At 70.3% G+C, this 19,504-nt stretch carries 23 protein-coding genes and 2 tRNA genes; 10 read left to right on the top strand and 15 right to left on the bottom strand.

Translation table 11 applies throughout. The features are described 5' to 3' along the window. Positions 1-55: 55 nt before the first annotated feature. The 5 genes from DMB42_RS38175 to DMB42_RS38195 all read right to left on the bottom strand — a co-directional run bounded on the left by DMB42_RS38175 (position 56) and on the right by DMB42_RS38195 (position 2,358). Positions 56-484, bottom strand: a complete 429-nt coding sequence (locus DMB42_RS38175) for a MaoC family dehydratase (RefSeq protein ID WP_125643459.1) — start codon at positions 482-484, stop codon at positions 56-58. A gap of 1 nt (position 485) precedes the next feature. Next, entirely contained in the window at positions 486-935 is a 450-nt protein-coding gene (locus DMB42_RS38180; protein WP_125643461.1) for a MaoC family dehydratase N-terminal domain-containing protein, read from the bottom strand. Positions 936-1,147: 212 nt separating this feature from the next. Continuing rightward, a complete protein-coding gene (gene rpmG, locus DMB42_RS38185) occupies positions 1,148-1,312 on the bottom strand; it encodes a 50S ribosomal protein L33 (RefSeq protein WP_019632658.1) in 165 nt (54 codons plus the stop codon). 71 nt (positions 1,313-1,383) lie between these two features. Then, positions 1,384-1,457 (bottom strand) — tRNA-Met (locus DMB42_RS38190). A 580-nt stretch (positions 1,458-2,037) separates the two neighbouring features. Beyond that, the gene (locus DMB42_RS38195; protein ID WP_125643463.1) at positions 2,038-2,358 is read right to left on the bottom strand and encodes a hypothetical protein; all 321 of its coding nucleotides are present in this window, start codon (positions 2,356-2,358) and stop codon (positions 2,038-2,040) included. Positions 2,359-2,632: 274 nt separating this feature from the next. Between DMB42_RS38195 and DMB42_RS38200 the strand changes: the two genes are divergently transcribed. Next, positions 2,633-3,991, top strand: a complete 1,359-nt coding sequence (locus tag DMB42_RS38200) for a hypothetical protein (RefSeq protein ID WP_125643465.1) — start codon at positions 2,633-2,635, stop codon at positions 3,989-3,991. A 104-nt stretch (positions 3,992-4,095) separates the two neighbouring features. Here the strand turns inward: DMB42_RS38200 and DMB42_RS38205 are convergent, their stop codons facing one another. Beyond that, complete coding sequence (locus DMB42_RS38205; protein WP_125643467.1) at positions 4,096-4,494, bottom strand: hypothetical protein; 399 nt, start codon at positions 4,492-4,494, stop codon at positions 4,096-4,098. Between the two features lie 112 nt (positions 4,495-4,606). Between DMB42_RS38205 and DMB42_RS38210 the strand changes: the two genes are divergently transcribed. The 3 genes from DMB42_RS38210 to DMB42_RS38220 all read left to right on the top strand — a co-directional run bounded on the left by DMB42_RS38210 (position 4,607) and on the right by DMB42_RS38220 (position 6,081). Beyond that, positions 4,607-5,356, top strand: a complete 750-nt coding sequence (locus tag DMB42_RS38210; RefSeq protein ID WP_125643469.1) for a GntR family transcriptional regulator — start codon at positions 4,607-4,609, stop codon at positions 5,354-5,356. A gap of 18 nt (positions 5,357-5,374) precedes the next feature. Continuing rightward, entirely contained in the window at positions 5,375-5,740 is a 366-nt protein-coding gene (locus DMB42_RS38215; RefSeq protein ID WP_125643471.1) for an NUDIX domain-containing protein, read from the top strand. A gap of 62 nt (positions 5,741-5,802) precedes the next feature. Continuing rightward, positions 5,803-6,081: a hypothetical protein gene (locus DMB42_RS38220; RefSeq protein ID WP_125643473.1), complete on the top strand. Its 279-nt coding sequence runs from the start codon at positions 5,803-5,805 to the stop codon at positions 6,079-6,081. Between the two features lie 84 nt (positions 6,082-6,165). Here the strand turns inward: DMB42_RS38220 and DMB42_RS38225 are convergent, their stop codons facing one another. Then, positions 6,166-6,378, bottom strand: a complete 213-nt coding sequence (locus DMB42_RS38225; RefSeq protein ID WP_125643475.1) for a hypothetical protein — start codon at positions 6,376-6,378, stop codon at positions 6,166-6,168. 265 nt (positions 6,379-6,643) lie between these two features. On the opposite strand from DMB42_RS38225, the gene DMB42_RS38230 reads away from it, so the two are divergent. Continuing rightward, entirely contained in the window at positions 6,644-7,189 is a 546-nt protein-coding gene (locus tag DMB42_RS38230; protein WP_125643477.1) for a hypothetical protein, read from the top strand. Between the two features lie 88 nt (positions 7,190-7,277). Here the strand turns inward: DMB42_RS38230 and DMB42_RS38235 are convergent. After that, positions 7,278-7,350: transfer RNA gene (locus DMB42_RS38235), tRNA-Thr, on the bottom strand. A gap of 40 nt (positions 7,351-7,390) precedes the next feature. Then, positions 7,391-7,621 carry a transposase gene (locus DMB42_RS38240; RefSeq protein ID WP_125643479.1) on the bottom strand — a complete coding sequence of 77 codons (231 nt, stop codon included), beginning with the start codon at positions 7,619-7,621 and terminating at the stop codon, positions 7,391-7,393. A 134-nt stretch (positions 7,622-7,755) separates the two neighbouring features. Between DMB42_RS38240 and DMB42_RS38245 the strand changes: the two genes are divergently transcribed. After that, positions 7,756-8,391: a hemerythrin domain-containing protein gene (locus DMB42_RS38245; RefSeq protein ID WP_125643481.1), complete on the top strand. Its 636-nt coding sequence runs from the start codon at positions 7,756-7,758 to the stop codon at positions 8,389-8,391. Positions 8,392-8,440: 49 nt separating this feature from the next. Here the strand turns inward: DMB42_RS38245 and DMB42_RS38250 are convergent, their stop codons facing one another. From DMB42_RS38250 to DMB42_RS38260, 3 genes are read right to left on the bottom strand one after another with little or no spacing between them, the layout of a single operon-like run. Further along, entirely contained in the window at positions 8,441-11,647 is a 3,207-nt protein-coding gene (locus DMB42_RS38250; RefSeq protein WP_125643483.1) for a BTAD domain-containing putative transcriptional regulator, read from the bottom strand. 11 nt (positions 11,648-11,658) lie between these two features. Continuing rightward, positions 11,659-12,213, bottom strand: coding sequence for a C40 family peptidase (locus tag DMB42_RS38255; protein WP_125643485.1), 555 nt, complete (start codon positions 12,211-12,213; stop codon positions 11,659-11,661). 53 nt (positions 12,214-12,266) lie between these two features. Further along, positions 12,267-13,265, bottom strand: coding sequence for a GH25 family lysozyme (locus DMB42_RS38260; protein ID WP_185845078.1), 999 nt, complete (start codon positions 13,263-13,265; stop codon positions 12,267-12,269). A 269-nt stretch (positions 13,266-13,534) separates the two neighbouring features. Between DMB42_RS38260 and DMB42_RS38265 the strand changes: the two genes are divergently transcribed. Genes DMB42_RS38265 through DMB42_RS38275 form a run of 3 tightly spaced genes read left to right on the top strand, consistent with a single transcriptional unit; the run spans position 13,535 to position 15,716 of the window. Next, a complete protein-coding gene (locus tag DMB42_RS38265) occupies positions 13,535-14,476 on the top strand; it encodes an ATP-binding cassette domain-containing protein (RefSeq protein ID WP_125643489.1) in 942 nt (313 codons plus the stop codon). Then, complete coding sequence (locus DMB42_RS38270; RefSeq protein ID WP_125643491.1) at positions 14,457-15,200, top strand: ABC transporter permease; 744 nt, start codon at positions 14,457-14,459, stop codon at positions 15,198-15,200. The genes DMB42_RS38265 and DMB42_RS38270 overlap by 20 nt, the downstream gene beginning before the upstream one ends. 9 nt (positions 15,201-15,209) lie before the next feature. Next, a complete protein-coding gene (locus DMB42_RS38275; RefSeq protein ID WP_125643493.1) occupies positions 15,210-15,716 on the top strand; it encodes an NUDIX hydrolase in 507 nt (168 codons plus the stop codon). Here the strand turns inward: DMB42_RS38275 and DMB42_RS38280 are convergent. From DMB42_RS38280 to DMB42_RS38290, 3 genes are all read right to left on the bottom strand, one after another. After that, complete coding sequence (locus tag DMB42_RS38280) at positions 15,713-16,378, bottom strand: flavin reductase family protein (RefSeq protein WP_125643495.1); 666 nt, start codon at positions 16,376-16,378, stop codon at positions 15,713-15,715. The genes DMB42_RS38275 and DMB42_RS38280 overlap by 4 nt on opposite strands. 68 nt (positions 16,379-16,446) lie before the next feature. Beyond that, complete coding sequence (locus DMB42_RS38285; protein ID WP_125643496.1) at positions 16,447-16,824, bottom strand: DUF2255 family protein; 378 nt, start codon at positions 16,822-16,824, stop codon at positions 16,447-16,449. A gap of 72 nt (positions 16,825-16,896) precedes the next feature. Next, positions 16,897-17,772 (bottom strand): helix-turn-helix domain-containing protein, encoded by an 876-nt coding sequence (locus DMB42_RS38290; RefSeq protein WP_125643498.1) that lies wholly within the window; start codon positions 17,770-17,772, stop codon positions 16,897-16,899. Positions 17,773-17,858: 86 nt separating this feature from the next. Here DMB42_RS38290 and DMB42_RS38295 point away from each other — a divergent pair, with 86 nt between their 5' ends. Next, the gene (locus DMB42_RS38295) at positions 17,859-19,490 is read left to right on the top strand and encodes an AMP-binding protein (RefSeq protein WP_125643500.1); all 1,632 of its coding nucleotides are present in this window, start codon (positions 17,859-17,861) and stop codon (positions 19,488-19,490) included. Positions 19,491-19,504: the final 14 nt, after the last annotated feature.

Genomic DNA, 19,504 nt, shown 5'->3' on the forward strand with positions numbered 1-19,504 from the left:
CGCCCCCGACACGTCACGGCATCGGGAGAGGCGCCCTGCCTGACACAGCAGGGTGTCAGGAGAGCTGCACCACCGCGCGTGCCTGCGTGAGGACCCGCGCGTCGCCCGCCTTGGCCGTCAGCCCGATGACCACCCGCTTGTCCTCAAGCTTCTCCTCCACGACCCCGCTGACCGCGATCGTCGCGCCCTGGTCGTCGTCCGGCACGATCACCATCGAGGAGAACCGCACGCCGAAGTCCACCACGGCGCCCGGATCGCCCGCCCAGTCGGTGACGTACCTGGCCGCCTGGGCCATCGTGTACATGCCGTGCGCGATCACGTCGGGCAGCCCGACGGTCCTGGCGAAGCGCTCGTTCCAGTGGATCTGGTTGAAGTCGCCGGAGGCGCCGGCGTACATCACCAGGTTCAGCCTGCGCACGTTGTAGTCCGCCGCCGGGAGCTCCTGCCCGACCTCGACCTCGTCGTACCTCACCGTGGCCGCCATCTCAGCCCGCCCCTCCGCGCTCGACGACCGTGTTGTAGGTCGTACAGACCGGCTCGCCCGTGACCGTCGTCACGTCGCTCCTGATGGTCAGCAGCTCGTTGCGGCCCGCGCTCCTGATGTCGGTGATCGTCGCGATGGTGAACAGCTCGTCGCCCGCGCAGATCGGCCTGACGTACTCGAACCGCTGCTCGCCGTGGACCACCATCGCCAGGTTCAGGCCCAGCTCGGGGTCGACCAGCGCCTCCCCGCCCGCCTGGAGGCTGAACACGATGGGGAACGTGGGCGGCGCGATCACGTCGGGATACCCGGCGGCCCTGGCGGCCTCCCTGTCGCGGTAGACCGGGTTGTTGTCACCGATCGCGGCCGCGAACTCCTTGATCTTCACCCGGCTGACCTCGTACGGGGCGGCGGATGGGTACGTCCTGCCCACGAAGTCACGGTTCAAGGCCATCAGTGCTCCCTCGTACGTGTTCACCGAACTGTCTTCACCGAGCGCTGCTGAGGCAGACGGTAACAGAACAAGGTTCGGCTGTCGCCGGGGATGGGACGCTTTTTGCCGGGGCCCGGGTCAGCGCCGAGTCAGGGCCCTCAAAGTAGGTGAAACACGACGAACCGGCGCCCTGCAGAGGACGCCGGTTGTGCGATGTGGAGACAGAAGTACCGCTATCGGGTCTCGCGGTGCGCGCGGTGGCAGCGGCAGTTCGGGCAGTACTTCTTCAGCTCAAGCCGATCCGGGTCATTGCGCCGGTTCTTCCGCGTGATGTAGTTGCGGTGCTTGCACTCCTGGCAGGCCAGCGTGATCTTCGGCCTAACGTCGGTGGCAGCCACTTGGGAGTGCCTTTCTACGTTCGGGACATGGACACACCCGTGCCCAGGCCGACCGACCTGGGATTGGGTAGTAGCGGAGGCCGGACTTGAACCGGCGACACAACGATTATGAGCCGTTTGCTCTGCCTGACTGAGCTACTCCGCCTTGGCCGGAAACTCCCGGCCCGTAGAGGATACCCGAAGCGGGGAGCACATTAGTAACTCACCTGATCGGGTGGGGTGCTACCAGTATGCCCCAGGAACCTCCGACAATCGAAATCCGATCATGCCACCTAGGTCTCGCCTGGGGAATCACCTGCGGAGGCCAACGTCACACTAGCAGCCGCCCCCTCCCCAGGCGAACGCACGCGCTGGGCCGAGAACGCCCGTCGGGCACCCGTACGACCGCGAACGGACACCCGCGCCGGCGGCGGGAGGGGACGGGAGGGGGCGGCGCAGCGGGCACCCGGGCGGCGGCGTAAGGGGACACACACCACCCGGGCACCCGAGCTAATGGCGGCTGGACCCGGCACACCCCCGCAAGACCAAGCCTCCGCCGCCGGTACGGCTACGCCTGGCCTTGCCGTAAGACCGAGCCGTTGCCGCTCGCAGGGCTACGCCTGGCCTTGCCGCACGGCCGAGCCTCTGCCCGTAGGGCTACGCCTGGCCTGGCCGCACGGCCGAGCCTCTGCCCGTAGGGCTACGCCTGGCCTGGCCGCACGGCCGAGCCTTCGCCGCTCGTACGGCTACGCTCCGCGTTCGTCTACGCCGACGGCGCCCACTCCGCTGCCCCAGCTGGCGCATTTGCCCTCGGAGCGGCCCGAGGCGCCGGGCCCGAGCGTGACCCACGGGCCCACGACGTCCGGGCTCCAGCCGCAGGTGATCACGGCGCGGTACACCCAGGTCTGGCCGGTGGGGTTGTGGCAGTCGGCCCGGCCGACGTAGGAGTCCTCCGGGGCCCGGCCACTGTTGCACTGCAGGGAGCCGGCGGATGCGGGGCCGGCCGGGATGACGAGGCCGGAAAGGGCGGCGGCGATACCGGCGGCAAGGGCCAGTTTCCTGTTCATGTCGTCTTCCTCTTCTGCTCAGGAATCGGCGCTGGTGAGCGCCCGAATGCCAGGAAAGCGGCCAGATGCCGGTGTCCAACAGGACGGCGGACATGCTCGTCCGCAGTCGTCCATATGTGAGCCTGGCCCGGACGCCACTGAAATCCCCCCGGACACGCTCGGTCATCGTTCGTACACTGTCGGACAGAGGAAGCCGGTCGGGAGAGGGACGATGGGCGAGGACCAGGAAGGCGCGGAACCCGGCGTCGAATCCGTGAACTGCCATGAGGGCCTGGTGAGGCTCTTGGCCGAGCAGTTCGCGCGGGCCGACGTGTCGCTGCGGGAGCTTCAGGCGCGGGCCGACAAAGCGGGCGGCCCCCGCCTTCCCCGGGCAACCTGCGCGGACATGCTGGCCGGGCGACGATTCCCCAAAAAGGCGGTGATGGTGACGTTCCTGCGAGCGTGCGGGGTGCCCGAACACCGGGTGCCCGAATGGGAACGGGCGTGGGAACGCGTACGGCTTGCCCGCATGCCTCCCACGAACTACCAACTCGCCCAGACCGTCCTGTCCACGATCAACCACCCCCCGGACGCCTTCACCCCGTCGGCCGGCGCCCTGCCCCGGCCGGGCATCACCCCCCTCGAAGGCCCCACCCGCGCCAGCACCACCCCCCTTGAAGACTTCACCCCGGGCACCGCGTCGCTCTGGGACCTCACCCGGCCCGCCGCCGCACCCCTCGGCGGGCTCCCCGGCGCCGCGCCCCTCGAAGACCTCGGCCAGGGCGCCGCGCCTCCTGAAGGCGTCCCCCTGCCCGCCGAGGGCGTGCCCCCCGAAAGGAGCGGTCCCCCCGCAGACCCCCAGATGGCAGGCAGCGGCACGCATCCGCTCGGCCGTCCTCCCGCCGACGACGTTCTCCCGATCGGCGGACTTCCGGTCGGCGTGGTCGTGGCCGCCGCCCCCATGACCGGCGGATTCCCTGTCACCGCGCCCACGCTCGGCGGCGAACTGGCCGTTCCGGGAGGCGGGCCGGCCCTGCCCGGTGGCGGGGTCGGGCTGCGGGAGTGGGGGCGGCGGCGGGCGGCCGGAACGGCGGCCCTGGTGGTGGCCGGAGCCGTGGGGGTCGGTGTGGCGGTCGGGTGGTGGGCGGCGCCGCGACAGGCCGATCCCGTCACTCAAGGCCGTTCGGTCTCGGACGACGGCCGCGCGTTCGGGCCCGGAGGTTCGAGCCGGTTCGCGGTGACCGTCGATCCCGCCAACACCGGCGTACGCCTGATCCGCCGCCTGGACGCCGGCATCGCCATGCAGCAGGCCGCCATCACCGTGAACGGCTCCCCGGCCGGCTCCTGGCACCCGCTGCCCGTCGAGAACACCTACCGCTGGCGCGACCAGACCGTCGACCTGCCTCCGGCGCTGACCACGGGCCGGCGTTCCCTGACCGTGGTCAACAGCTTCGTCTCCTCCTCCCTCGACTTCAACGAGTTCCTCTACGTCGTCAAGCAGCAGGTGAAGGGCGTCTGGTCGATCGCGGACACCGTGGACGTGGGGCCGTACCACACCACCAGCGAGGCCGCCCACGACTACCGGCTCACCGGCCCCCAGACCTTCGCCGACACCCGCCACTTCGCCTACGCGCCCCTGGACGGCACCACCTGAACCACGGGTCGGCACACAAGAGGCGAGTCACGGGGGCCGCCATGTGAGAACCCCGGACGTTTCCCAACGTCCGGGGTTCTCAGGGCAACCAACCCTTGTAAGCCTTACTGCCCCACAGTCCGCCTTATATGCTTTTGTCCGTTTTGTAGCGCAAGGACAGCGGAAGACGTCGGGAAACGAAAAAACGCCCGAGTCCGAGATTTCTCGGATCGGGCGTTTAGCCTGCGGTCGAGGATGGCCACGCCCTCGGGGATGGCGCGGGCGGCGGCGGACCGTGCGAGGTAGGAGCAGGCCAGGACGTCGGCGAGGTGTGCGATGGGGGTGGTGTGGAACCACCAGTCAGCCAGGCCGTGGGCCTTTGCGTCCTTCCAACGGGGGTCGTAGGCGTCCAGGGGGCCGAGGTTGTGGGCCTGGGTGCGGCGCTGGAGAAGGCGGGCGTGGGTGGTCTTGCCGACGTTGTCGGGCCCGCTGATTGCCGCGGTGATGCTGGGGTGGTGGCGCATGATTTGTGCACCTTCCGATGAATAGATAACTATCTATTGCGACGCCTGTTAGCGTAACCCGGAAGGAAATAGATCGTGATGTAATCGTGGGTGGCGGAATAGGGAGAACATCATGGCTCGATGGCACGAAGTCGCCGAGGCTTTGCGCGGCGCGATCACTGCGGGGATCTACCAGCCCGGCGCCAAGATCCCGAAGGAGGACGAGCTACAGGAGGAGTTCGATACCAGCCGCACCACGATCCGCCGGGCCGTCGCTCAGCTCACTGCCGAGGGCCTGCTCACCCCTGTACGCCGGGGTGGCACCAAAGTCCGCGAGCAACCCGAGCGGCAGAGCCTCGCCCTGGACACGGCGGTCTACCGCGACGAACTGGGCTACTACTTCAGCAAGACTGTGCAGCACCTGCGCGCCCTGCAACCGCCCACGGTGACCCAGGAGCCCTGCCCGCCAGACGTCCTCGCCTTGCTCGGTCTCCAGGCCGGCGACCATGTCATCATCCGCGACCGCGTGATGGGCAACCCGGAGACGGGCCGCGTCGAGCAACTCGCCACTTCCTATCTGCCCGCCGACCTGCCCGCCGGCACGGTGCTGGCCCAGGCCGACACCGGCCCGGGCGGCATCTATGACCGCATGGAGAACGAGCTGGGCTGGGGCCTGCTGGAGTGGGAGGGCATCATCACGGCGCGGCCGGCGACCGCCGAGGAAGGCGACCTGCTCAGCCTCGCCCCCGGCGTACCGGTGCTGTGCGTCACCCGGTCCACGATCGCCACCGCTGGGGCTGCCGAGGGGCGCGTCGTCGAGGTGAACGTGACCAGGCGCGACGCCTCTCGATTCGAAGTGCGCTACCCCATCAGCCGGGCGTGACGGCATGGCCATGACGCCATGCCGCCGATCGTGGATAGCCGTCGATACCAGGGCGGCTGCGAGGCCCGCGAAGAGCTGGGCATCCTGATCGACCCCGCTGACCTTGACTTCGCCGGCGTGTGCCATCACGCCGACCCTGATGGCCAGGCCCGCATCGGCATCTTCTTCGCCACCAGCCGATGGTCAGGCGAGCCTGTCAACGCTGAACCCAGCAAGTGCGACAAGATCGACTGGTTTGCCCTCGACGACCTGCCCGACGACATCGTCACCTACATCCGCACCGGCATCGACACCTTCCATCGCGGCGATGCCTTCAGCCTTGACGGCTGGCAACGCGAAGCCCCGCCCCACCCTCCCAAGAGTGGGGCGGGGCTCGTGGTTTGATGGCCTGCGCCCCTGGGATGCCCCCTGACCCCCAGGCGCATCACAGCATGGACGGGAACGCAATGGCAGCGGAGTTCGCGATCGGTGACTACATCCTGGTGCAAGACGGCAGGACCTTCGAAATCTTCCACTGCCTGGCAGAGGCCCGGCGATACCACGTGGCGTTCCTCGGAGTGGACGCGAAACCACACGGTGACGGCTTCAAGGTCACGATCGGCACCCGATACAAGGACGGGATCGTCAACGGGGTCTCACTGAAGATGGATCAGCAGCAGTTCGCGCGTTTTCAGAACTTCATGGCCGCGGCCATCGAGGCACGCGACGGCACGACCGCTCAATAGCCGCCCACCAGGCTTGACGTAAGAGCTCAGGCACAAGAGACGCCCCCGCCCCTCCCGAAGGAGGAAGCGGGGGCTGGCTCGTCTCTACCAGTACATCCACTTGGCGTGGCCGCGGTGCCGGGTCGGCTCAGGCTCGACGCCTATGAGCAGAGCGAGCCGTACACGCTGGCGCGCTCGGCGCTCGTAGATGTTGCAGTCCTTGCCTACGCCGGCGTACGTGCCGCCCACGCTACGCATGAACGCCTTGCCGTCCTCCTCCTGAAGGTGGAGGGGCATGGTGTTGTCGGTGCGGGACATCGCGAACCCTTCGGGCCCGCCAGTCGGTCTGGCGTGGCCCTAACAGTCCGCACCCGTGAATCTGCCACTCATGGGAGGCATCCTCCCAACATCCTCCAAAACGAGGAAGAGGCCGGGCCACCCGTAGGTGACCCGGCCCCGTACGTCCGCCGCTGTACCGCTTACGCGGGTGCCACAGCGTCCCGTGGCAGAGGCGGGATGGCCGGGCCGACCGATCCCTGCCTGGCCGAGGGCCCGCCCCGGACAGCCATGGGAGCGGCCGACATTGAACGAGTACCGCGGGCGGCCCTTAGGGCTGGGCGTCAACAGCGGTTCGCTGCGGCGGGAGCTAGTGGCGTACGCGCTCAGTGCCGGGATGCGGGAGGCCGAGGTGGCCGAGATGACCCGCCCGCAGCTCATCGAGCGGTTCGTACAGCCTCACCGGGTGACGGAGGAGACGGCGGTCGCCTCGTGGCTGCCGATCAACGACGGCATGCCTCCGCATGAGCTGCGGCACTGGCACAGCACCCTCATCCACGGGCAGGCGCCTCCCAAGCTCCGCGACGATCGGATGGGACACGTGTCCCCGGACATGCGGGGTATGCGAGGTCGGTACACCGACATCCTCCCCCAGTGGCGGGCCGACCTTCGAGGGTTCCTGCAAGGGGTGTGGGATGAGGCTCTTGCCGAGCGCGCCTGGTTCAACCTTCACTCGCCCGTGAGGGTCTTGGATGGTTTGCTGGCTCCGTTCCGTGACGGGGCGCGGATGCCGATCGCTCCATTCGAGGCTCGCGGAGAGGTTCTGCAATTCCCTACTTCGCGTGCGGGTTAATCGTCTCCCATCGCGAAAAGCTCCGGACAACGAGAAACGCCCGGCTCCGAGACTTCTCGGACCGGGCGTTTTGCCTGCTCTAACTGGGAGCCCCCAAACGGAATCGAACCGTTGACCTTCTCCTTACCATGGAGACGCTCTGCCGACTGAGCTATAGGGGCCTGTCCGCTCGCTGCGGACAGGTGTAACCATACACGGCACTCACCCATGATGCGAACTCGTACGGACCTCCATGGCGTGGCCGGATCGGCGGCGGGCGGCGAGGTCGACCACCTCGCACAGGTCGGCCAGATCGACGTGCCCGGCCACCTCCTCGACCGAACGGCAGTCGGCGACCAGCCACCCGTTCCTGCGCACCCGCAGCACCTGGCGGCCCGCCCGCATCACCGGCACCACCTCGACACCGTCGAGGCCGACCCATCGCCTGTCCATAGCGGCACACATTAGCCGCCGGGTCTCTCATTTTCCGCCACGCCACAACCGTTACGTCCATGCCAAGTCGGCACCAAGAAGTGTCTAAGAGCCGTGCCGCACGCTGGGGGCCACACGACAAGAGGAGTACCGAAATGGCACCCAACATGCTCGGCTTCCGCATCACGCACCGGGCCATGCGCGCCGACACCCGCCGCCTGGCGGAGGTGATGAGCGCGATCGCCGCCGGCGAGGAGCAGGCCGGTCAGGAGCGGTTGCGGGCGATCACGACGTTCACCGCGAAGCTGTGCGCGGGCATCCACCACCATCACCAGGCGGAGGACAACGTGCTCTGGCCGGTCATCGTCCGTTCTGCGGGCGCGGAGGTGGACCTGAGCGACCTGACCGACGACCACGCGGCGCTCGACCCGCTGCTGGAGGAGATCACGACGGCCGCGGGGCAGCTCGGCGGCGACGGTCAGGCGGCACGGCGGATGGCCAAGTCCCTGACCTCCCTGGCCGACCTGCTGGATGAGCACATCGAGGAGGAGGAACGCCTGATCTTCCCGGTCGTCGCCACGTACGTGTCGGAGGAGGACTGGGCCAAGGTCGAGGCCGAGGTGCGGAAGGGCGGTGACGCCAGGTTCGACCTGCCGAGGATCGCCCAGTACGCGCGGCCGGAGGAGATGGCCGAGCTGCGGCGGCTGGCGGGGCCGGTGCTCGTGGTGCTGCTCGCGCTCATGAAGCGCGGCCACCGGCGCCGCCAGGAGCTCATCTTCGGCACGCGGTGAGAGGCCCGTCCCCCGCGGCAGCACCCCGTAGAGGGCTTTGAGGCGGTGCTCAGTGGGGGGACCGGCGGCGGGCCGCCTCGGCCCAGTGCGGGGAGCCGACGCGGTCGGCGACCTTCAGGGCCTGCGCGTAGTGGTCGTCGGCCGGCAACCCCAGAAGCCTCGCCAGGTCGCCGAGGACCAGCGCGACCGGCCCCAGGGTGATCGACCCGCTGCTCATCCCCGCCAGCTCCCCTTCCCAGGGCAGCAGGGTCCGGTAGGAGCGTTCGGCGACCTCGCGGTCCCCCAGGGCGACGGCGGTCTGGCCGCGCATCGCCTGCCACATCAGCCAGTAGTAGTTGCGCGGCAGCCAGGCGTCGGGCCGCCAGACCCGCCGGGCGGCCTCCAGGTCGCCCGCGGCGGCCAGCGCCCCGGCGTAGATCTCGTGCATGGTGTCGCTGTTCACGCGGTCCCGGATGGCGGCCAGCTCGTCGAGGGAGTCGCGCGCGTTCCCGCGGGCCATCCGCACGGCGAACCTGGCCAGCGCGCCCATGGCCCGCGCGTTGACCCCGCCGCGCTCGGCCATCTGCTCGGTGAGCCCGGTGTAGACGGCCTCGGCCTCGTCGAACTCGCCCCCGACCAGCTTCCGGAGCGCGCCGAACAGCGTGAGGATCGTCAGGGACATGCCGAGCTGGCCGCTGGTGGACACCGCGACGCCGCTGTCGGCGTGCCGCCGGGCGGCCTCCAGGTCCGTACGGCCGAGCGCGGCCATGAGCAGCGCACAGTGGCCGAGCGTGAGGTAGCCGACGAGCCGGTGGGTACGGCCCAGTTCCAGCAGCTCGGCGCCGACGGCCTCCAGCTCGTCCCGGCGTTCGGGGCTGAGCAGCGCGAAGTAGCGGGCGTTGAGCGCCAGGCAGAGCAGGTCGGGACCGCCGAGGCGGCGGGCCAGGGCCAGGGCCTCGGCGCCGGCGGCGTCCACGCGGTCGTCGTCGTGCCCCTCCAGCTCGAACACGAGCGCGGCCAGCAGCCGGCAGCGCGTCTCGTCGTCGGGCCCGGCGGCCAGCTCGCTCTCCACGGCCGCGATGAAGTCCCGGTTGTAGAGGGAGTCGACCTGGATCGTCCAGACGACCGGGGCTTCGTACGAGGTCAGCGCGCGGGCGAGGCAGACGCGGGCGGCGGCCGGCTCGATCGCCCGCGACCTGGCGGCCAGGGCGCCCAGCACGTCGCCCGCGTGCCCGAGCGCCGACACCAGGCCGCACAGCAGGTCGAGCCGGGTCTCGTCGTCGTCCGCGAACTCCAGCGCGGCCCGCCACAGCGCCGCCGCCTCGCGGTGCGCGTGCAGGCCAGACGCCTGTACGGCCGCCGCCCTGGCGTACCGCACGGCGCTCGGCGCGGCCGCCTCCAGCGCGTGGTGCGCCAGCGCCGCCACGTCGTTCGGACGCAGCCGCTCCAGCACCGACACCACCCGTCCGTGCAGCCTGGTACGGCGGATCCGCGCGGTGTCCTCGTACAGGGCCTGCCTGACCAGGACGTGCGTGAACCTGATCCGTCCCGGGCCCGGCTCGGCCAGCAGGCCCGTCATGACCCCGGCCTCCAGGCCGTCGAAGACGGTGTCCTCGTCGCCGTCGTGCAGCGCGATCAGCACGTCCACGTCGGCGTCCCGGCCGACGACGGCGGCGTTGCGCAGCACGGTCTGGGCGGTCGCGGGCAGGCGGGTGATGCGGCGGCGGATGAGGTCGCGGACGCCGGGCGGCAGCGCCTCGGCGGCCCCCGGCCCTTCTGAGGCCAGCAGGCGGGCGATCTCGCAGACGAACAGCGGGTTGCCGAGCGTGCGTTCCAGGACCGTGCGGACGGTGGCGGGGTCGAGGCCGGTGCGTTCGGAGTGGCGTTCGAGCAGCGTGACGACGGCGCTCTCGTCGAGGCCGGCGAGCTCCACGTGCCTGCTGCCGGTGGCGAGCGCGGCCAGGGTGGCGGACAGGTCCTCGGTGGTCTCGGCCGGGCGGTAGGTGGCGACGACCAGGATCCGCGCGGCGGGGTCGAGGTGGCGCAGCAGGTGCAGGGTCTCGCCGTCGGCCCGGTGCACGTCTTCGAGTACCACGAGGAGGGGCGCGCAGCCCGCCAGGTAACCGGCCACGGCCCTGGCGAGCTGGAACTGGTTCTGGATCGCGACGCCGTCGTTCAGGAGGGGGGCCAGGCGGGCCGCGTCGGCGGGGGCGGGCGGCCGTACGGCGGCGAGCTGCCGGACGATCTCGCTCCAGGCCCAGGCGGGCGGCGCGTCACCGTCGATCTCCGGGCAGCGGCCGAACGCGACCCGCCACCCGCGCTCGGCCTGCTCGGCCGCGAACGCCTCGGCCAGCGCGCTCTTGCCCGCGCCCGGCTCGCCGCCCAGCCAGACGGTGCTCCGGACGGGCCGGGCGGCCTCCTCCCGCAGTACGGCCAGCTCGCGGGCCCGGCCCACGATCGAGGGCTCCTGCCTGGCCGCGGGGCGTTCCTGGACGCGTTCGACGACCTCGGGCGCGTGCAGGGAGTCGGCCTGGCGGAGAATGTCCTGTTCGAGCGTGCGCAGCGCGGGGCCGGGATCGACGCCGAGCTCCTCGGCCAGGTTCTCGCGGGCCTGGCGCAACACGGCCAGCGCCTCGGCCTGGCTGCCCGAACGGTAGTGGGCCAGGGCCAGCAGGCGTACGGCGTTCTCGCGCAGCGGGTGGGCGTCGGCGTGGGCGCCCAGTTCCGGGACGACCTCGGCGTGGCGGCCCATCAGCAGCGCGGCCTCGGCGCGGTACTCGACGGCGATGAGCCTGAGCTCGGCCGTTCTGGCCGACTCGGGCGCGGCCCACTCCTCGGCGAACTCGGCGTACGCGGGGCCCGTCCACAGGCCGAGTGCCTGGTCGAGCAGGTCGTGCGCGTCGGCGCCCGCGCCGCGTTTCAGGGCCGCGCCGGCCGCGTCGATGAGGCCGGGCAGCCGCCAGGTGTCCACGGCCTCGTCGGGCAGGCAGAGCCGGTAGCCGGGCGGGGCGCTGACGATCACGCCGGCGGGGGCGCGCGGCGGGCGGTCGGGTTCGAGCACGCGGCGCAGGTTCGACACGTAGACCTGGAGGGCGGCGAGCGCCTTGGGCGGCGGCTGCCCCTGCCACAGGTCCTCGATGAACCGGTCGGTCGAGACGACCTGGCCGTCCGCGGCGATCAGGCGGGCGAGCACGGCACGCTGCCTGGCGGAACCGAGGTCGAGCCGGCGGCCGTCCAGGGAGGCGTGGAGCGGTCCAAGGATGTGTAACTGGAGCATGGCACCCTTTTTCAGTACCGGTAGAAGCCCGCAAAGTCTGATCTTCGACCGATATCGTCAATACGCACCGAGGCCCCCGTCTCAGGTGCGTTCATCATCTTGCCACGACCCAGATAGATGCCCACATGGTGCGTCTTGATCTTATTTTTCGTGATTCTTCCGAAGAAGACTAAGTCGCCAGGGCGGCCCGTCGCGACGGGCCGCATCCTGCGCACGTGGTCGTCGGTGTTCCCGGGCCCGAGCACGTCCGTGCCGTGGGCCAGGGCGTACACCCATCGGGCCAGGCCGGAGCAGTCGAGGCCGCGGGTCCGCGCGGCCGGGCAGGGCTTGATCCGGCCGCTGTAGCCCTGACAGGTGCCCTTCGTGGGGCCGGGCCGGGCGCCGTGGCCCCCGCCCCACGAGTACGTGATGTCGTACCGCTCGATCTCGTACGAGAGGCGGACGATCCGGTCCGGCACGAAGGTGGACAGCGGCATGGACGCCGTGGCGGTCAGGAGGACGACCAGCAGGAGTGCCAGCAGGACGGCCGGCGAGTTCACCGCCAGAACCAGCAGCCGCCGCGCCACCCGTTTCTCCTTTATGCCGAGATCCCGGGATTTATCCTACCTATCGCGATTTATCAGGCTTTGAGGTTAAGCGTGACCGTTCCGACCTCGATGACCATCCCCACCCGGCCCTTGGACCTCGGCTTGGTGGTGAGGGTGAAGGTGGCCTTCTGGCCGCGTTCCAGCTTGTCGATCACGCAGCGCACCGCCGTGCCGCTGAACTTGCAGCCGGGCGCCTTGACCACGTTCTGGCCGCCGAACGTGCGCCCGGAGACCACGATGTCCTCGACGGGGTGCGGCCCGGTGTTCGTGACGGTGACCCGGTAGACCTTCCTGCCCTTGGTCAGGCCGGAGACCGACACGCTGGCGGGCGGGTTGGCCAGCGACTTGAGCTGGGACTCCGAGCCGTTGAAGGAGTTCTGGCCGCCTGCCAGCGAGCCCTTCTCGGCCGACTGCCAGAACGTGTACCTCTTCCAGCCCTTCGGCAGCTCGCCCGGGTCGGTCCCCCAGCGGGCGATCCAGAGCGGGCTGGCCTTGAACGCCGCCGAGTTGCCCGTGCACGTCTGCCACCAGCTCGTGGTGGTGTAGATGATCGCGTCCCGCCCGGTCCGCTGCCGGTACTTCTTCGTGAAGTCCTTGATCCAGGTGACCATGTCCTCGGCGGACAGGTCGTAACAGTTGTTCTTGCCGTTCTTGTCCTTGTACGGGTTGTCCTCGATATCGAGCACGCCGGGCAGAGTTTGACCGTCGCTGGTCCAGTTCCCGCCGTTCTGCAGGAAATACTCGGCCTGCGCTGTCCCATCGGATTCATGCGGTTGCGCAAAGTGATAAGCGCCCCGCAGGAGACCCGCCTCGGCGGCGCCGCCGAACTGTGCGTCGAAGCGTGGATTGCGGTAGTTGTTGCCCTCGCTGGCCTGGACGAACGCGAACTTCGCGCCCCCGGAGGCCACGCTTTCCCAATCGACGTCGCCCGTCCAGTTACTGACGTCGACCCCGGGAACACCATCGGCCGCCTGCGCGACCCCGGTCATTCCGACCGTTGCAATTACCGCAATTAACCACAGACGTTTCACGCCGGAGATCATCGCGGAGCCGCCGTACGCGCCGCAAGCCCAGAATTATCGCCTCTCGTCAAGAAAAATCGCGAAAGCGCATGTCGCAGGCCGGAAATTCGCCTCGGGCGACCCCCGTCGACGACGTCGTTTCCGCAGGTCAGCGCCTTATATGAACGTCACATTCGCGTTTGCCAAACCGATCCCGCCCGGCCCAGACTGAACCGACTCCCAAAAGGGCCCCTGACCAGGGGCTTCTTTGCCATGCCCAGGTTCGGAGGCGACCACCCATGATCCACACCCGGGGGCTCACCCGAGTGTTCACGATGAAGAAGGAGACCGTCGAAGCCGTACGCGGCATCGACCTCGACGTCGAACCCGGCCGGCTCGTCGCCTTCCTCGGCCCGAACGGCGCCGGCAAGTCCACCACCCTGCGCCTGCTCACGACCCTGCTCCCGCCCACCTCGGGCACCGCCGTCGTCGCCGGCCACGACGTGACGCGCGACCCGGCGGGCGTACGCTCCCGCATCGGCTACGTCGGCCAGAAGAACAGCGCGGGCGAGAGCTTCCGCGTCCGCGACGAACTGGTCACCCAGGGCCGCTGCTACGGCCTGACCGTCTCCGACGCCGTCGCGCGCGCCGGTGAGCTGATGCGCCTGCTCGACCTCGAAGACCTGGCCACCCGCAGGCCGGGCACGCTCTCCGGCGGCCAGCGCCGCCGCCTGGACATCGCGCTCGGCCTCATCCACCGCCCCGACCTGCTCTTCCTCGACGAACCCTCGACCGGCCTCGACCCGAAGAGCCGCGCCGACATCTGGCGGCACATCCTGCGCCTGCGCGAGGCGTACGGCACCACGCTCTTCCTGACCACCCACTACCTGGAGGAGGCCGACAACATGGCCGAACGGGTGGTGATCATCGACAACGGCTCGATCATCGCCGACGGCACGGCCGAGCAGCTCAAGAACGACCTGGCCGGCGACTCGATCACGCTCACCGCCCACACCGGCCAGGACGCGGCCAGGGCCGCCGACCTGACCGGCGGCGTCGCCGAGGGCGTCACCGTCCGCGTACGGGTGCAGATCGCGCCCGCCGCGCTCCCCGAATGCCTGCGGGCGCTGGAGGCCGCCGGGATCAAGGTGGCCGCCGCCGAGACCGCCCGCCCGACCCTCGACGACGTGTTCCTCACTCTCACCGGGAGAAGCCTCACCGATGACGACCTTCCTGCGTGACACCGCCACCGTCTTCACCCGCGAGTTCCGGCCGGTCCTGCGCGAGCCGGTCGCGCTGCTGTTCGAGATGGGCCAGCCGCTGCTGTTCCTGTTCCTGTTCGGCTCGCTGCTGGACGGCGCGGTGGGCTCGTCGTGGCAGTGGTTCGTGCCGGGCATCCTGGTCATGATGTGCCTGACCGGGCCGATGTCGGCCGGCTACACGCTGCTGGTGGAACTGATCGGCGGCTCGATGGAACGCATGCTGGTCACGCCGCTGAACCGGACGGCGATGCTGGTGGGACGGGCCATGAAGGCGATGGTCGTCCTGCTGGCCCAGGCCGTGCTGATCATCGTGCTGGCCGTCCCGCTGGGGTTCGAGCTGCATCCGGCGGGCGTCCTGGCGGGGCTGGTCCAGCTCACCGTGTTCGGGGTGGGGCTGGGGGCGTTCTCGTTCGTCCTCGCCATCAGGTCGGCGCCCAGCGGCACGCTGTTCTACGTCGTCAGCCAGTCGATCCTGTTCCCCCTGCTCCTGCTGTCGGGGGTGCTGCTCCCCCTGGACAGCGCGCCGGGGTGGCTGCGCGTCCTCGGCACGGCGAACCCGGTCACCTACATCGTCGAGGCCCAGCGCGCCCTGTTCTCCGGCGACCTCACGACCCCCTCCGTCCTGTACGGCACCGCGGCGGCCTGCCTGGTCGCCGCGATCGGGCTGTACCTGGGCAACCGGGCCATGCGCAAGGGCGTGTGAAATGGAGGCATGACACATGTCGTCGCCTCCCATGCCGTGCCGTGGATCCCCGTCGAGCACCGCCTCGACGTGATCCTCTCCTCGGCCCTCCCACCCGCCGACCGGACGACCTCCGCGTTCGCGTTCGTCTCCGACGACACCGGCAGGACCCTGCTCACGTGGGTCGACCGGGTGGGGCGCGGCTGGGACGTGCCGGGCGGCCATCTGGAGGCCGGTGAGAGCGCCACGGAGGCCGTGGTCCGGGAGCTTCAGGAGGAGACCGGCCTTCTCCTGGAGCCGTCGGCCCTGTCGGTGTTCGCGTGGCAGCGCATCGAGCTCCTGGCCCCGGCCCCGGCCGGCTACCGCTACGCGCCGCTGACGTACATGGTGATGTTCCGCGCCCGGCTGGCGACGCCCGGCGTCGCCACCGCGCCGCCGGCGGGGTCGGAGAGCACCGGCGCGGAGTGGCTGCCGCACGAGCGGATCAGGGAGCTGTGCGCCGGGCGCACCTGGCTGCCGCTGCTGGAGAGCGCCTAGACGGTACGCGCCCGTTCGAGGTCGGCGCTGCGGTAGTGGTGCTCCGGGATGCTCGCCAGCGTGGACGGGTGCACCTGGGGGCCCAGCCCGTACAGCTTCTGGAAGCTCATGATGAGCGGGCGCCAGGCGTCGGGGTCGATGTGGTCGTCGGTGCCCTTCAGGCGGATCTCCTCGTGCACCCAGACCCGCTGCACCCGCACCTCGAACGCGAGCACCCCGCCCTCGTCGATCGGGTGCGTCTTCTCCACCACGACCTCCATGCCGACCGGGCACTCGGCCACCCGGGGCGGGGCCACCGTCTCCGAGGCGACGGGGGTCAGCCCGGCCCGGCCGAACTTGTCCGGCACGAACCGGTACCCGCGCTGCCACTTCCGCTCGGACACCGGGTCGCTCCCGGTGGTGAGCGCGAGCCGGTCCACCTGCGGCGCAAGGGCATCGGACGGCAGGTTGAGCACGGCTTCGCCGGTCCGCAACAGGTTCTGGGACGTCTTGGCCTTGGCCCCGAGACCCAGCATGCCGCGCCAGCCCAGCCAGAAGGCCGACGACATGGGGGCGAGGTTGGGGGTGCCGTCCTCGTTCACGGTGGAGATCAGGACGACGGGGGTGCCGAAATAGAGGATGTTGGGTTCAATACGGACGTGCCGCTCCACAGTGGTGTTCATGCCTCCCACTGTCGCCGCTGCCGGCGGCCGGACGCTGGCGGCCTTCGGACCTCTCGTTGCCGTACCGGTCAGGAGCGGGGTACGAGCCTGATCGTCGCGGCGCGGGCCTTCTGGCTGACGACCGTGTCCACGATGCTCTCGGCGTAGTGGCGGTACTTGGCTCGGTACTCGGCGTCGATCCGGTCGTTCAGCTCCGGGTCCGCGTCGGCGAACGTGACGCCCTTGTCGACGCCGCCGGCCTGCACCCGGCCCCGGCCGCGTTCCTGGGCGCCGCGGAACCAGGTGCCGTCGCGGCCGTTCACGGCCCGGACGTACAGGTCGTCGCCGAGGCGGACGACCCAGATAGTCACCGCGCGGCGCAGGTCGCCGTCGCCGCGCAGGGACGCGATCTGGAGTTCGTCGGCGTCGGCGATGCGGTCGAGTTCGTCGTTCGTCCAGGCGGTCATGGGGCTGGCGTACCCGGAGGCGGTCGATGGCGCGTGATGGTCATCGTCCGTTGTTGGTAAACCCGCGCCATGTCAGGGGAGGTAGCCGGCGCGCCTGGCCGAGACCACGCTCTCCATCCGGGTGTGCGTGCCGAGCTTGCGCATCGCGCTGCGCAGGTAGCTCTTGACCGTCTCCGGCTTCAGGTCGAGCCGCCGGCCGACCTCGGCGTTGCCGCAACCGACCGCGACCAGGGACAACACGTCGAGCTCCCGGGGCGAGAGCGGGTTGGGCGGGCCCGGCGGGCCCTGCGGCGCGGTCAGCCGGTCGCAGACGTCCTGGAGGCGCTCGCGCAGGGCCGGGTCGGCGATCTCCTGGGCGATCGAGCGCAGTTCGGCGTGCGCCTCGCGCAGGTGCTCCCATTCGGGTCCCGCGGGCCTCTCGCGGGCCGCGCGGGTGATCGCGGCCGTCTCCAGCGCGGCCACCCGCCGTTCCACCTCCGCGCGTACGGCCAGCTCGACGCCGAGCCGGGCGGCGATCAGGCCCATGCCGTCGAGGACGCGGGTGCCCAGCGGAAGCGGCTCGCGGACGCCGCCGTAGAGCAGGCCGTAGACCGTCTCCCCCACCACGACGGGGACGGCCGCGATCGCGCGCAGGCCCTCCACCACCACCGGTCTGTCGTATTCGTGGCTGATCCGGGAGTCGGTGACGTAGTCCTCGACGCTGCCCGGCCGGGCGGTGAGCAGCACCCGGCCGCCCAGGCCGTTGCGGGTGTGGATGGCCAGCCCGCGCAGCACGTCCGTACGGACGCCCGTCAGCTCGGTGAGGCGCACGGCGCCGCCCGGGACGGAGACCGTGCCGCCGAACAGGACGGGCAGCCCGACCACCTGCCGCATCCGGGTCAGAGCGGCCCGCAGGAGCACGGCGGCCTGCGGGGCCAGGGCACTCGACGGAAGATGTGTCACCGCCATGTCCCCAGCATGTCACGCGGCCGACGCCCCCGGGCTACCCCTGAACGGGGGTAGCGTCCGGTACCGCCCTGGCGGATGCTTCGGGCATGGGTGACTCACTGCTCTCCTACGCGTCCGGCGTCTCCACGCTCCCCCTGCTGGGCGAGACGATCGGGGAGAACCTGGAACGCGCCGCGGCCCGGTACGCCGACCGCGAGGCGCTGGTCGAGGTGGCGAGCGGGCGGCGCTGGACGTACGCGGAGTTCGACACCGCGGTGAACGAGCTGGCGCTCGGCCTGCTGGCCAGGGGCGTCGCCAAGGGCGACCGGGTCGGCATCTGGGCCCCCAACTGCGCCGAATGGGTGCTGACGCAGTACGCCACCGCCAAGATCGGGGCGATCCTGGTCAACATCAACCCCGCCTACCGCGCCCACGAGCTGGACTACGTGGTCCGCCAGTCGGGCATGCGGCTGCTGGTCAGCGCCGTCGAGCACAAGACGAGCGACTACCGCGCGATGCTCGCCGAGATCGGGTTCACGCAAGTGGTGTTCATCGGCGAGCCGGGCTGGGACGAACTGGTCGAGACCGGCCGCCGCGCCGACCCGGCCGCGCTGCGCGTACGGGCGGCCACGCTGTCCTTCGACGACCCGATCAACATCCAGTACACCTCGGGCACGACCGGCTTCCCCAAGGGCGCGACGCTGTCGCACCACAACATCCTCAACAACGGCTACTTCGTCGGCGAGGGCGTCGGCTACACCGAGCTCGACCGCGTCTGCCTGCCGGTGCCGCTCTACCACTGCTTCGGCATGGTCATGGGCAACCTGGGCGCGACCTCGCACGGCGCGTGCGTGGTGCTGCCCGCGCCCGGCTTCGACGCCGAGGCCACGCTGCGGGCCGTGGAGAGCGAGCGCTGCACCTCCCTGTACGGCGTGCCGACCATGTTCATCGCCGAGCTGGGCCACCCGCGCTTCGCCGAGTTCGACCTGTCGTCGCTGCGCACCGGCATCATGGCGGGCTCGCCGTGCCCGGTCGAGGTGATGAAGCGGGTGATCGGCGAGATGCACATGAGCGAGGTGGCGATCTGCTACGGCATGACCGAGACCTCCCCGGTGTCCACGATGACCCGCCGCGACGACGGGCTGGTACGGCGTACCGAGACGGTCGGCCAGGTGATGCCGCACCTGGAGGTGAAGATCGTGCACCCGGAGACCGGGCTCGCGGTGCCCCGGGGCGAGCCCGGTGAGCTGTGCACCCGCGGCTACTCGGTGATGCTCGGCTACTGGAACGAGCCGGACAAGACGGCCGAGTCGATCGACGCGGCCCGCTGGATGCACACCGGCGACCTGGCCACCATGGACGCCGAGGGCTACGTCAACATCGTGGGCCGGATCAAGGACATGGTCATCCGCGGCGGCGAGAACGTCTATCCGCGCGAGGTCGAGGAGTATCTCTACTCGCATCCCGACATCGCCGACGTCCAGGTGATCGGCGTACCGGACGAGAAGTACGGCGAGGAGCTGATGGCCTGGATCGTGATGCGCCCGGACACCGAGCCGCTCACCGCCGAGGCGATCAAGCGCTTCTGCGCGGGCCGCCTGGCCCACTACAAGGTCCCCCGCTACGTCCACCTGGTGAACGGCTTCCCGATGACGGTCACGGGCAAGATCCGCAAGGTCGAGATGCGCGAACAGGCCCTCACCCTCCTGAGCCTGCACGACGACCCCCACGCCCGCTGACCGAGCCCGCCGCC

It is taken from the genome of Nonomuraea sp. WAC 01424 (assembly GCF_003947315.1).
GTDB classification, from domain to species: domain Bacteria; phylum Actinomycetota; class Actinomycetes; order Streptosporangiales; family Streptosporangiaceae; genus Nonomuraea; species Nonomuraea spiralis.